Genomic DNA, 12646 nt, shown 5'->3' on the forward strand with positions numbered 1-12646 from the left:
TCACTGGTTTCTTTTCTAACCTGACCACCGAAGCGGTTTGTCGTGACAACGGATGCGCATTATAGGGAGTCAGAAAATTCTAGCAAGTGTTTTTTAAACTTTTTAATTCAACCGATGAAACATTAAACAAATCGTTTAAAAACACCACTTATCGTTAAAGATATGAGCTATAAACAGTCAAATTCCTGTGTAAACTTGCTCACTTTTTCCCAGTCCGTATATTCTATCTCTGTATTTGGGTCGGTTGGCCCATCTGTCATTTTCATAATAAGTCGAATCATCGTCTTATCGAACCAACCATAACGTGGATAGAACAATGCGCCAGCAAATACTGAGCTTAGTGTTGGTTGCCAAGGGCTTTTCTCCAGAAACTTGCGCGTATAGGCATTCGTTTCAGGAGTATCTTTGCCTTCTTTGCGCGCAGTTAAGTTCACACCAAAGAAAGCGGTTTTCATTGTATTTAATTGGCTTTGATGAATCGTTGCGAACCGCATCAGTGCTTTATTGAAGTGACCATAACGAATAGACGCTCCAACTAACACCTTTTCATACGATGTAATATTGATATTTTTTTCGCTATTTAAATCTCGAATATCACATTGGCGCCCTACACTTCGTAGTTGCTCCGCCATTTTCAAAACAATTTTTTTAGTTTGTCCATCTGTGCTCGAATGCAAAAGTAAGTAACTCATTCTTGATCCTATCTTATTAATCGCGCCAGAAGGTTGGCGTGAATAACACTAATAATGTAAAGACTTCAAGACGACCGAACAGCATAGTCACTACCAGTATCCATTTCCCTGCTGGGTTCATCGATGTAAAGTTATCAGCGACAGTGCCAAGGCCTGGCCCTAGGTTATTTAACGTTGTTGCGATAGCTGAAAAAGCAGAAAATTCATCGACACCCGTTGCAATTAATAGAAGTAAACTGACGATAAAAACGAGCGCATATGCTGAAAAGAAGCCCCATACCGCTTCGATGATCCTTTCAGGTAAAGCTCTTTGCCCTAACTTTATGGTGTAAACGGCATTTGGGTGAACAAGCCTTTTTAATTCCCGAGATCCTTGCAAAAACAATAGCAAGATACGGATAACTTTTAATCCGCCTCCTGTTGAACCAGCACAACCGCCAACAAATGCGGCACATAGAAGAAGCATCGGCAGGAACAAAGGCCATCCGGCAAAACTATCTGTTGTAAAACCTGCAGTTGTTGCCATTGAGACAACTTGGAAAAATGCCTGATCTAATGTTTGCCCAAAAGAGCCATACACTGAGTGATAAAGTAAAACCAGTGTACAGATAATGACGAGGGCTAACTGGAAGCTAATGAATGTTTTAAATTCAGGATCGCGCCAATAGATACCTAAGCTACGCCCAGTAAGCACGGCAAAGTGCAGACCAAAATTACAACCCGAGATAATTAAGAAAACCGCAATAATGGTATTTATCGCTGGGCTATTGAAATACCCCACACTCGCGTCATGCGTTGAAAAACCACCAATCGCTATTGTAGAAAAACTATGAGAGATGGCATCAAACACATCCATACCTGCTATCCACAGCGCAATCGCACATACAATCGTCAGCAATACATAGATGAGCCAAAGGGTTTTTGCCGTTTCTGCAATACGCGGTCGCATTTTATTATCTTTAAGCGGCCCAGGCATTTCAGCACGGTAAAGCTGCATTCCCCCAACACCGAGTAATGGCAGGATCGCCACAGCAAGTACGATGATCCCCATCCCACCTAACCACTGTAGCATTTGCCTATAAAATAAGATGGCTTTCGGGAGCGTATCGAGCCCAGTTAACGTTGTCGCTCCTGTTGTGGTTAACCCAGAAAAGGATTCAAAAAAAGCATCGGTTATGGAAAGGTTTGGCTTTTCAGAAAAAATAAAAGGTAATGCCCCCACACTTCCTAGCACGGTCCAAAACAAGACGACAATAAGAAACCCTTCTTTTGCTTTAAGTTCATGCTTGCTGTTGCGCGTTGGGATCCATAACAGTAATCCGAGCACTAAAGCCGTAACAAACGTTTGACTAAATGCTCGACCTGCTCCATCACGATAAATAAGCGCAACAATACCCGGCACAACCATGGTAAAAGAGAAGATAATAACGAGTAGCCCGACAATACGGGTTATTGCACGAAAATGCATTCGGCAGGTTCCTTGCTAACCAATTGACTATTCAGATTCAGGTATGAGTTCTAAAGCCCCGCGACTCATATCGCGTAATTTATCATTGACTTCTTGCTCTAAGGTAGCAGGAATTGCAATTCGTAGGGAAACAGATTCGTTATATTCACTGTGTAAAATCATCCCGTTGACCTGCGTAACTAGCTGCTCAACCGTATTAATAAATGCATAATCACAAACTAGCTGGAAAAATTTTTGCGGTACTTTTGTTTGTGTTGGTAATAACTTAAGTGCTTGCTGAGCACCATTACCATAAGCTTTAACTAAACCGCCTGTCCCTAGTTTGATACCACCAAAATAACGTACAACAACACAGGTGATCTCCCCAAGATTGCTGCCGAGCAATTGTGCCATTATTGGCTTTCCGGCCGTTCCTGTTGGCTCACCATCGTCGGAAAAACCTAACTGCTGAGAATCATCCGGGCGTCCTGCAACAAATGCCCAGCAATGGTGCCGAGCATCTGGGTATTGAGCTTTAATGGATTGAATATACTCCTTTGCGGCATCAATACCTTCTGTATGTGCAAGATAGGTAATAAAACGGCTTTTTTTAATTTCTTCTGTATAACAGATAGATTCAGCCGGTATTAAATAAGGTTTCATTACGGTAGTTGCAAATCTCGCGTCATATTTTCAATCCGATTATGATGAATGATGATGTTATCTTCAATACGAATACCCCCATAAGGTTTGAACTGCTCAATTTTTTCCCAATTAAAGTGTTGAGCAAATTCGCCTGCGCGCCAAGATGACAGTAACGATTCGATAAAATAAAGGCCGGGTTCAATAGTCAGCACCATTCTTGGTTCCAGTACGCGAGTGCAGCGAAGGAAAGGATACATTTTCGGTGCAGCAAGCAGTGTTCCATCTTCATCCTGCATAAAACCAGCAGCATCATGAACTTGTAAACCTAGAGGATGGCCTAACCCATGGGGTAGGAATGGCGTGGTTAGCCCTTGCTCCACCATAGTTTCTTCGCTAATTCCCTTAATGATTGAGTGTTTTTTCAATAGCTTAGCAATTCGATGGTGCATATCGACGTGGTAATCGGTATAACGTACACCTGCTTTGATGGTATCAATCAAGGCCAACTGTTCTTTATTCATATCGGCAACAAGAGCAGCAAACTCACTTTTGCCTTTTGCGGCATAAGTACGAGTTATATCAGCAGCATAGCCGTTATACTCAGCCCCTGCATCAATCAGAAAGCTTCTTATTTCATTCGGTGCTTGTTGCTGTAATTTAGTGTAATGCAATACGGCTGCATTTTCATTGAGTGCAATAATATTCCCATAAGGTACATCTGTATCGCGATGCCCTGTCGCTTGTAAGTAACTGATGTTGATATCAAACTCACTCATGCCTGCTTGGAAAGCCTCGAATGCCGATAAATGACCATTTACCGCCATTTTTTGCGCTTCACGCATGCAATACATTTCATAATCTGTTTTATAAGAACGATGGAAATGATAGAAATCAACGACAGGTTTTGGGTTAATATTTTGTAGGCGAATACCCAGTGATTCCGCTCTAGCTTTAGCAGAACCAATATAGGCAATATTTTCTTTAGGTATATTCGCTAAAAACTCACTAATATCATCTGCATTTTTTAAATGAATAAGCTCAACTTCTTTGGTCCAAAAGCTATTTGGTAATGGCTCAACGCTGTGCCAATAATCAACGGGAGAATAGAACCAAAGTTTAGGTTTATTCACACCATCCACTAATAACCAAGAATGTGGAACATCGGTGACAGGCACCCATGCTTTAAAGTGAGGATTCACTTTGAAAGGATAGTCGCTGTCATCAAGAAAAATACGTTGAGGTTCACCCGAATGAATCAGTATGGCGTCTAGCTTGCTGCGTTGTAAGACCTGCTGAGTTGTTGTTTGCAAAGTTTTAATATGGTCAGCGTAGAGTGCAGTCAGTTTTTCCATTTCATTCAACCTTTCAGTTTTATTAGAAAATCCAAGCTTAGCACGTTCTTGAATTGACTGGTATGCAATCTGAGGGGAAATCCACTTAATCAACTGATTATTAAATAGAATACTATTTTCCCTCTCCTATATTTCACTTATTTGCTGTGATCAACGTTCCAGTTTTGTTATCAATTATTTGCATTCCTTTAACATTCTAGTCACACTCAACTCTATCTGGTCGTACCAGATGATAAAATCATCATAAGGAGAACGGCATGCTTTATCAAAGTGAAACAATCTATGTTCAATGGTTGAAAACAGGTATTGCAGAACTCGTTTTTAACTCGCCTGGGCCAATAAATAAATTGGATACTCATACCGTTGCTTCACTTGATGAAGCAGTTGCTGTACTTGAACAGCAATCAGGCCTATTAGGCGTTATTCTAAGATCTGACAAGCCTGCATTTATTGTTGGGGCAGATATCAAAGAGTTTCTTTCACTTTTTGAAGCACCAGCAGAGACCCTAAGCGAGTGGTTAGGCTACGCAAATGGTATTTTTAATCGTATCGAAGACTTACCTGTTCCTACTCTTAGCGCCATTAATGGGTATGCGCTAGGTGGAGGCTGTGAATGTATTCTTTCTACTGACTTACGTATTGCGACTCCAGATGCGCGTATTGGGTTACCTGAAACGAAACTCGGTATTATGCCGGGCTTTGGCGGCTCTGTTCGTTTACCTCGATTAATCGGTTTAGATAGCGCCCTAGAAATTATTACCGCAGGCAAAGACATTAGTGCCGCAGAATCACTCAAATTCGGCTTGGTTGATGCCGTTGTTGAGACGGACAAACTTGTAGAATCAGCCCTTGCCCTCATTGAATCAGCAATCGCAGGAGCGATTAATTGGCAGCAAAGACGTCAACCTAAGTTACAACCATTACAACTTAGCCCTATTGAACAGAGCATGAGCTTTAATGTTGCAAAAGGTATGGTGTATAAGGTTGCAGGAAAACACTATCCCGCCCCTATGACGGCAGTCAATACCATTGAAAAAGCAGCCAACTGTGCTCGTACTGAAGCCCTAAAACATGAAACAGCAGCTTTTGTTCCACTTGCTCATAGCGATGTTGCTCGCTCATTAGTTAGTATTTTCTTAAATGATCAGCAAGTTAAATCAACAAGCAAACAGCTTTCTCGTCACGTTGAAGCCCCTCAACATGCCGCAGTACTAGGAGCAGGAATTATGGGAGGTGGAATAGCCTACCAGTCCGCAAGTAAAGGCGTTCCTGTGCTCATGAAGGATATTAATGAAAAATCTTTAGATTTAGGCATCGAAGAGGCTCATAAACTATTAAATGGTCAATTTGAGCGCGGGAAAATCAATGCCTCAAAAATGGCGAAAACACTCGCATCGATTCATCCTTCGCTTTCTTACGCGGGTATCGAAAATTCACAAGTGATCGTGGAAGCGGTCGTTGAAAACCCCAAAATTAAAGCCGCTGTGCTGACGGAAGTTGAAGCATTAGTTAGCCCAGAAACAATTTTAGCGTCTAATACGTCGACCATACCGATTACTGAGCTAGCGAAGTCGTTAAAACGTCCCGAAAATTTTTGTGGTATGCACTTCTTCAACCCTGTGCATCGCATGCCGCTTGTTGAGGTTATTCGTGGTCAAAAAACCTCAGAGGATACCATCGCCAAAGTCGTCGCTTACGCCAACAAAATGGGTAAAACCCCCATTGTCGTTAATGACTGCCCTGGTTTCTTCGTCAATAGGGTTCTTTTCCCTTACTTTGCAGGTTTTAACTTACTGCTACAAGATGGTGCAGATTTCAGAGAAATCGATAAAGTCATGGAAAAAGAATTTGGCTGGCCGATGGGACCTGCATATCTTCTTGATGTAGTTGGTATTGATACCGCATCCCATGCAGAGCATGTAATGGCATTAGGGTTCCCTGAGCGCATGAGTAAAACAGGCAAAAATGCTATTGATGTTATGTTTGAAGAAAAACGGTTTGGGCAAAAAAATGGTAAAGGCTTTTATCAATATGAAAAAGATAAAAAAGGAAAGCCAAAGAAAGTTGATGACCCCGCCACAGATGCGTTACTCGCCTCAATCAGCCAAGGCAAGCGCTCATTTACAAAAGAAGAGATCATTGCACGTATGATGATCCCGATGATCAATGAGGTCGTTCGTTGCTTAGAAGAGGGCATCATTCAAAGCCCTGCCGATGCAGACATCGCTTTAGTTTACGGCCTTGGATTCCCTCCTTTCCGAGGAGGCGTCTTCCGCTACTTAGATACCGTTGGCACACAATCTTATGCTAAGACAGCGGAGGCCTATGCTCAGTTAAGCCCTCTGTATCAAATTCCTGCGGGTCTCAAAGAAAAATCTCAGGCCAATTCCAGTTATTATGCGAAGCCACCTGTAGTGGCAATTGATATTAAAAAAGTTGCGAGAGGCTAATAGTATGGAAAATGTCGTTATTATCGATGGAATACGTACACCAATGGGGCGTTCAAAGGGCGGTGTATTTCGCCATGTCCGAGCGGAAGACCTCTCAGCACACCTGATGAATGTGATTTTTGAACGCAACCCTAACGCAAGCAAAAAAGAACTCAATGATATTATTTGGGGCTGTGTGCAACAGACCCTTGAACAAGGGTTCAATATCGCTAAAAACGCTGCGTTACTGACTGATATCCCACATACAGTTCCTGCGGTCACAGTTAACCGTTTGTGTGGCTCTTCAATGCAAGCTCTGCATGATGCTAGCCGACTTATTATGACAGGCGATGCAAACTCAGTCTTAATCGGTGGTGTGGAGCACATGGGTCATGTTCCCATGACACATGGTATTGATTTCAACCCTAAATTAACGTTACGTGTCGCAAAAGCGGCTGGTGCAATGGGCCTAACCGCAGAAATGCTGGCTAAAATGTACAAAATTAGCCGTGAGGAGCAAGATGCGTTTGCCCTTAGATCGCACCAACGTGCTGCCCAAGCCACTAAAAATGGTCAATTTAAACATGAAATAGCGCCCGTAGCTGGGCATGACAGCCAAGGCAATCTCTTTGCCGTGGATTATGATGAAGTTATCCGTTTTGATGCAAGCCTCGAAAGCCTAGCATCATTGCGCCCCGCCTTTGACCCCGTAAGTGGTACCGTCACGGCAGGTAACTCTTCTGCCCTTTCAGATGGGGCGTCAGCAATGCTCATCACAGGCGAAAGCTACGCTAAAGAACGAGGGCTCAAGCCACGTGCCAAAGTTCGCTCAATGGCCGTTGTTGGCTGTGATCCTTCAATCATGGGCTTTGGGCCAGTTCCTGCTACAGAGCTAGCGCTAAAACGCGCGGGGTTATCATTAGCGGATATCGATATTATTGAATTAAATGAAGCATTTGCCGCTCAATCCATTGCCTGCTTAAAAGGGCTGAAACTGCCAGAAAGCCTTATTGATGAAAAAGTCAACCTTAATGGCGGTGCTATTGCATTGGGCCACCCTCTGGGTTGTTCTGGGGCAAGGATTACAACGGCATTGCTCAATCAGTTAGAGCTGAAGGATAAACAATTTGGCCTAGCAACAATGTGTATCGGATTTGGGCAAGGCATTGCCACGATCATTGAGCGTGTATAGTGTGTCTATACCCTAAGTCGTTCAAGCGCATGTTTGCCAAAAGGATAAGCTCAAAAACGGTATTATCTGAGCAATGCCAAACAGCTAAACCTGCGCCAATTGAAATATAAAGGGTATAGCCGCGAGTTGCCGTAGTGTTGTTGTATGTTGTCAACATTCCCGCCTAGTCAGGGGCGGGCTTTTTCTTTTTTGCCACTTGGTTTATCCATTTGGGCAAAGTTTAACTGACAAGTTACTGTCTAAAACAACCAATCAATGTCATCACCAACAAGGAAAGTGGCACATATACGCTCAATCATGCCACAGGCCATCGATTCAAATATTCAGTAAATTATCATTTAAATAAACTCGTAGGCATCACCAAATAATTGTTCAGGCTTTGCATTACGCTCTGCACAAAAACGTTCTCTGGCGATTTTTGCCATTTCAAAACGCCCTGCTATGTAAATATCATAGGAGGACAAATCACCAAAATCTTCCAATACCCCACTTAAAACCGTTCCTGAGCGCCCTCTCCATTGTTCATCCGGTTGTTCAACGATAGGTATCACTTTTAGATTAGGATAACGTTCACTAAGCGCTTGCAGCTCTCCTAAGTCGTAAAGGTGCTCTAGCTGACGCCCCCCCCAGTAGAAGGTAATATCTCTAGAAGGGTTTTCCATGAGAGCCGCGAGTAGGATCGAATGCGTATAAGAAAACCCCGTGCCTCCTGCAACTAAGATCATTGGGTTTTGGCTATTTTCTCTAAACCATGCCTTGCCATGTGGGATATCAATATCGATACGGCGTTGATCTAAAATTCGATCCATCACCGCCATGGCATAAAGATTGATTTCTGAAGCGCCAATATGTAATTCAATTGTTTCGTTATTAGCAGGTGTAGATGCCATTGAGAATGGGCGCTTATCACGCTCATCCATGATCACCATAAGGTACTGACCTGCTTTAAAATGAAAAGGACCATCCGGCAACAAAATAACCCGATATACTGTGTCAGTTATGGACTCAACAGATGTGACTTTACAGCTCAAAGTTGCCATGGCTCCCCTCTTATTTTTCAAAAATATTCAATTGATCCCAAATATCATCAATTCGCGACTTCACTTGTTCATCCATAACAATTGGCCTACCCCATTCCCTGTTTGTCTCACCGGGCCATTTATTTGTTGCATCTAGCCCCATTTTTGACCCTAGACCAGAGACTGGTGATGCAAAATCAAGATAATCGATAGGTGTATTTTCCATCATAACAGTATCGCGAGCAGGATCCATACGAGTGGTTATCGCCCAGATCACATCTTTCCAGTCACGCGCATTGATATCATCGTCACACACAATAACAAATTTTGTGTACATAAATTGACGGAGGTAAGACCAAACACCCATCATGACGCGTTTTGCATGGCCTACGTATTGTTTTTTCATCGTAACAACAGCAAGACGATATGAGCACCCTTCTGGAGGAAGGTAAAAATCGACGATTTCTGGAAACTGCTTTTGTAAAATAGGTACTAGGACTTCATTTAGGGCTTCCCCCAGTACAGCTGGCTCATCGGGTGGCCGGCCTGTATAGGTAGAATGGTAAATCGCATCACGGCGTTGAGTAACATGGGTTACCGTAAAGACAGGGAAACTATCTATCTCATTATAATAACCAGTATGATCACCATAAGGCCCTTCCGGCGCGAGCTCACCAGGTTCAATGTAGCCTTCTAAGATAATCTCAGCGCCCGCAGGTACTTCAAGATCATTCGAGATACATTTAACGACTTCCGTTTTATTACCACGTAATAAACCGGCGAACGCATATTCAGACAGCGTATCAGGAACCGGAGTCACCGCACCTAGGATAGTTGCAGGATCCGCACCAAGCGCTACTGCGACAGGGAATTTTTCCCCCGGATGCTGTTGGCACCACTCTTGAAAATCCAGCGCACCACCGCGGTGAGAGAGCCAACGCATGATCACTTTATTTTTCCCCAACACCTGTTGGCGGTAAATACCCAAGTTTTGACGCTCTTTATTAGGGCCTCTTGTTACCGTTAATCCCCATGTAATCAGCGGCGCAGCATCTTCAGGCCAGCAGTGCATAACAGGGATTTTGGTTAAATCGACGTCATCCCCCGCCCAAATTTGCTCTTGGCAAGGGGCTGAGCTTAGCCGTTTTGCTGGCATGTTGAGTACCTGTTTGAACTTAGGTAATTTATCAAACAGGTCACGAAAACCTTTCGGTGGATCCGGCTCTTTTAGAAAAGCAAGCAGCTTACCAACATCGTGTAGTGCCTTGATATCTTCCTGCCCCATTCCCATCGCAACACGTTTGGTTGTGCCAAATAGGTTGCACAAAACGGGCATATCATAGCCTTTAGGGTTTTCAAATAATAAGGCAGGGCCCCCTGCTCTAAGCGTGCGATCAGCTATTTCCGTCATTTCGAGGTAAGGGTCGACTTCCATCGTAATACGTTTTAGTTCGCCTTGCTTTTCAAGCTGGGCAATGAAGTCTCTTAGGTCACGGTATTTCATTGTCATCTTTTACTATTACAGAGGGAGTCTCATTATAAGACGTCCGGCCAAGGTTACAAGTTACCCATAAAAACTATTCATAATCAATATGGTTATAGTCAAAAACATCTTATTTTACTGGCAATCGAATGGAACCAATGCTTTTAATGATAAAGTATCAAACTGTTCAGGGAATGATTGGTTGTGCTGAAAGAGTTTAAAACCTTCATTTTTACCACTGAAATAAGTCAATGTGTTGCCTTTAATCTGTAATCCACTACCTTCTCTCAGTGCAACCACGACTTCATGAGGGTTGATGACACAAAACTCTTGTAATCGCTCATCTCGCGTTTCCCCCATATGACCTGAGATATGAGAATCGATATAGTGGGGATTTATCTGTACGGGAAACAACCCCAAAGACGGCATAATCACCGCATTACTCACAGGCATATCATTGGTCGTACGAATACTTGGTGTAGCCACATTACAACCCGCACTCCAACCAATATAGGGAACATCACGCTCTTTAACCGCGCGCTGGATAGCAACAATCAACCCATTTTCATGCAGGCATTTATTTAACCACCATGTATTGCCCCCACTTACAAGGATACATTCTGCTTGTTCAATCGCTTCGACAGGGCTGGAAAAATGTTCAATTGACGTAACTTTAATACCTAAAGCTTCGCTTAATTGCTCTGCTCGCTCATCATGAGGATCCCGTAATATCGCATAAGGCACCAATACCGCTGATGTAATGTTCCTACGCGCGATCATTTCATGGATACGAGGTAAGGCATAACTTAGCCATACTGGATTGTTTGGAAGCTTACCGTTACTCAATAAAAAAATTTCCATGCTGTCTCCTAGATAACCTGTTATTACATTATCACTAACTATAATTTATTGATTTTTAGTTAGTATATATTTCTGATTCTAAATGCTATTCTTACTTTGTCGATTAGTCACATTTTTATACTTTAATTTGTTATGATGAGCATAATTTTGTTGTATTGGGTTTAAGAAATGGAAAAATGGCATCTGCTATATTGTAAACGTGGCCAAATTGATAGGGCCATAGAGCACCTAAATAGGCAAAATGTGATCTGCATGACTCCCATGACAGAAATAGAAAAAGTGGTTAGAGGAAAGCGAACAAAAGTACAAGAGCCGCTATTCCCTAATTATCTGTTCGTGAAGTTCGATCATAACGAAATCCATACCACTACAATACAATCCACTCGCGGTGTCAGCCATTTTGTCCGTTTTGGCCTACACCCCGCCATTGTACCAGACGAAATTATCGAACTTTTGCAACAAGCGCCCCTTGGGCATCTCGTCGATCCCGAAACGCCAACTCATGGTGATAATGTCTTGATTACCGAAGGCATTTTTGCAGGTATTCAGGCAATTTATGATGAGCCTAATGGTGAATCACGCTCAATCTTATTACTGAATATTTTAAATAAAAATGTGTCTAAAGTACTCGATAATACTCAGTTTAAAAAGCTATCTTAACCCACATAAAAAAACTGCACCTTAATTGGGTTGGCTACCAACCTGTTGAGTGCAGTTATAAATCGAGTTTTTATAGACTGAATAACGATAAATTAAGACTCTTCTTTCTCTTCATCGTCTTCTTCATTATTTTCCCGATCTCGCCGACCTTTACCCACATAAAAGTTAGATAAAAGCACACCGAGCTCAAACAACAGATACATTGGCACGGCAAGTAACGTTTGAGAAAGTACATCTGGTGGCGTTAAAAACATCCCCACAATAAATGCACCGACTAAAATATAAGGCCGTTTGCGTTTTAGTGATTCAGGGGTTGTGACGCCGGTCCAACACAACAGAATAATAGCAATCGGTACTTCAAAGGCCGCACCAAATGCCATAAATAAGGTCATTACAAAACTGAGATATTTACTAATATCAGGAATGAAATTGACGCTATCCGGTGTTGTTTTGACAAAGAAACCAAAGGCTAATGGGAAGACAACAAAGTAAGCAAAAGCCATCCCTAAATAGAAAAGGAAGCTACTGGAGACCAATAAAGGCAGCATCAGCCGACGTTCGTGCTTATATAACGCTGGCGCAATAAAGGCCCAAATTTGGTATAGGATCACCGGTATCGAAATAAATACCGATACCATCATGGTCAGTTTAATTGGAGTGAAAAAGGTTGATGCCACATCTGTCGCACTCATTTGAGAACCAACAGGAAGCTTATCAATCAAAGGTGCGGCGACTAGCCGATATATATCATTTGAAAAGTAAGCTAAGGCAGCGAACACAATCAAAACCGTAATCAAACAGTTTAACAGCCGCTTCCTGAGTTCAATGAGGTGGCTAATAAGTGGTTGTGTATCATTTACAGCCAT

General features: G+C 42.5%; 11 protein-coding genes. 3 read left to right on the forward strand and 8 right to left on the reverse strand.

The window, feature by feature from the left end; all coding sequences use genetic code 11:
- Positions 1 to 167 precede the first annotated feature (167 nt).
- From hemG to pepQ, 4 genes are read right to left on the reverse strand one after another with little or no spacing between them, the layout of a single operon-like run.
- Positions 168 to 692 (reverse strand): menaquinone-dependent protoporphyrinogen IX dehydrogenase, encoded by a 525-nt coding sequence (hemG, locus tag PSE69_RS13165; RefSeq protein ID WP_004924740.1) that lies wholly within the window; start codon positions 690 to 692, stop codon positions 168 to 170.
- A gap of 16 nt (positions 693 to 708) precedes the next feature.
- Positions 709 to 2160: a Trk system potassium transporter TrkH gene (gene trkH, locus PSE69_RS13170; RefSeq protein WP_004924738.1), complete on the reverse strand. Its 1452-nt coding sequence runs from the start codon at positions 2158 to 2160 to the stop codon at positions 709 to 711.
- 27 nt (positions 2161 to 2187) lie between these two features.
- Complete coding sequence (locus PSE69_RS13175) at positions 2188 to 2802, reverse strand: IMPACT family protein (protein ID WP_004924737.1); 615 nt, start codon at positions 2800 to 2802, stop codon at positions 2188 to 2190.
- Complete coding sequence (pepQ, locus tag PSE69_RS13180) at positions 2802 to 4136, reverse strand: Xaa-Pro dipeptidase (RefSeq protein ID WP_121874953.1); 1335 nt, start codon at positions 4134 to 4136, stop codon at positions 2802 to 2804. The genes PSE69_RS13175 and pepQ overlap by 1 nt, the downstream gene beginning before the upstream one ends.
- 257 nt (positions 4137 to 4393) lie before the next feature.
- Between pepQ and fadB the strand changes: the two genes are divergently transcribed.
- Together fadB and fadA are read left to right on the forward strand one after the other, a co-directional pair.
- Positions 4394 to 6586: a fatty acid oxidation complex subunit alpha FadB gene (fadB, locus tag PSE69_RS13185; protein WP_014656856.1), complete on the forward strand. Its 2193-nt coding sequence runs from the start codon at positions 4394 to 4396 to the stop codon at positions 6584 to 6586.
- A 4-nt stretch (positions 6587 to 6590) separates the two neighbouring features.
- Complete coding sequence (gene fadA / locus PSE69_RS13190) at positions 6591 to 7757, forward strand: acetyl-CoA C-acyltransferase FadA (RefSeq protein ID WP_014656857.1); 1167 nt, start codon at positions 6591 to 6593, stop codon at positions 7755 to 7757.
- Between the two features lie 338 nt (positions 7758 to 8095).
- Here the strand turns inward: fadA and fre are convergent, their stop codons facing one another.
- The 3 genes from fre to pepE all read right to left on the reverse strand — a co-directional run bounded on the left by fre (position 8096) and on the right by pepE (position 11120).
- Positions 8096 to 8797, reverse strand: coding sequence for an NAD(P)H-flavin reductase (gene fre / locus PSE69_RS13195; RefSeq protein ID WP_014656858.1), 702 nt, complete (start codon positions 8795 to 8797; stop codon positions 8096 to 8098).
- A 10-nt stretch (positions 8798 to 8807) separates the two neighbouring features.
- The gene (ubiD, locus tag PSE69_RS13200) at positions 8808 to 10280 is read right to left on the reverse strand and encodes a 4-hydroxy-3-polyprenylbenzoate decarboxylase (RefSeq protein WP_272675277.1); all 1473 of its coding nucleotides are present in this window, start codon (positions 10278 to 10280) and stop codon (positions 8808 to 8810) included.
- Between the two features lie 114 nt (positions 10281 to 10394).
- Positions 10395 to 11120, reverse strand: a complete 726-nt coding sequence (pepE, locus tag PSE69_RS13205; RefSeq protein WP_004924726.1) for a dipeptidase PepE — start codon at positions 11118 to 11120, stop codon at positions 10395 to 10397.
- Positions 11121 to 11288: 168 nt separating this feature from the next.
- Between pepE and rfaH the strand changes: the two genes are divergently transcribed.
- Complete coding sequence (gene rfaH, locus PSE69_RS13210) at positions 11289 to 11780, forward strand: transcription/translation regulatory transformer protein RfaH (RefSeq protein WP_004924724.1); 492 nt, start codon at positions 11289 to 11291, stop codon at positions 11778 to 11780.
- Between the two features lie 92 nt (positions 11781 to 11872).
- Here the strand turns inward: rfaH and tatC are convergent, their stop codons facing one another.
- On the reverse strand, positions 11873 to 12646 hold the full coding sequence (gene tatC / locus PSE69_RS13215; RefSeq protein ID WP_004924722.1) for a Sec-independent protein translocase subunit TatC: 774 nt from the start codon (positions 12644 to 12646) through the stop codon (positions 11873 to 11875).

Origin of the sequence: Providencia sp. PROV122, assembly GCF_028482365.1 — a bacterium.
GTDB classification, from domain to species: domain Bacteria; phylum Pseudomonadota; class Gammaproteobacteria; order Enterobacterales; family Enterobacteriaceae; genus Providencia; species Providencia stuartii.

What these genes read in the sequence shown, in the direction of transcription:
- pepQ (WP_121874953.1), bottom strand. Translation starts at nt 4,136, where the DNA reads ATGGAAAAACTGACTGCACTCTACGCTGACCATATTAAAACTTTGCAA.
- fadB (WP_014656856.1), top strand. Translation starts at nt 4,394, where the DNA reads ATGCTTTATCAAAGTGAAACAATCTATGTTCAATGGTTGAAAACAGGT.
- fadA (WP_014656857.1), top strand. Translation starts at nt 6,591, where the DNA reads ATGGAAAATGTCGTTATTATCGATGGAATACGTACACCAATGGGGCGT.
- ubiD (WP_272675277.1), bottom strand. Translation starts at nt 10,280, where the DNA reads ATGAAATACCGTGACCTAAGAGACTTCATTGCCCAGCTTGAAAAGCAA.
- tatC (WP_004924722.1), bottom strand. Translation starts at nt 12,646, where the DNA reads ATGGCTGTAAATGATACACAACCACTTATTAGCCACCTCATTGAACTC.
- trkH (WP_004924738.1), bottom strand. Translation starts at nt 2,160, where the DNA reads ATGCATTTTCGTGCAATAACCCGTATTGTCGGGCTACTCGTTATTATC.
- PSE69_RS13175 (WP_004924737.1), bottom strand. Translation starts at nt 2,802, where the DNA reads ATGAAACCTTATTTAATACCGGCTGAATCTATCTGTTATACAGAAGAA.
- hemG (WP_004924740.1), bottom strand. Translation starts at nt 692, where the DNA reads ATGAGTTACTTACTTTTGCATTCGAGCACAGATGGACAAACTAAAAAA.
- fre (WP_014656858.1), bottom strand. Translation starts at nt 8,797, where the DNA reads ATGGCAACTTTGAGCTGTAAAGTCACATCTGTTGAGTCCATAACTGAC.
- rfaH (WP_004924724.1), top strand. Translation starts at nt 11,289, where the DNA reads ATGGAAAAATGGCATCTGCTATATTGTAAACGTGGCCAAATTGATAGG.
- pepE (WP_004924726.1), bottom strand. Translation starts at nt 11,120, where the DNA reads ATGGAAATTTTTTTATTGAGTAACGGTAAGCTTCCAAACAATCCAGTA.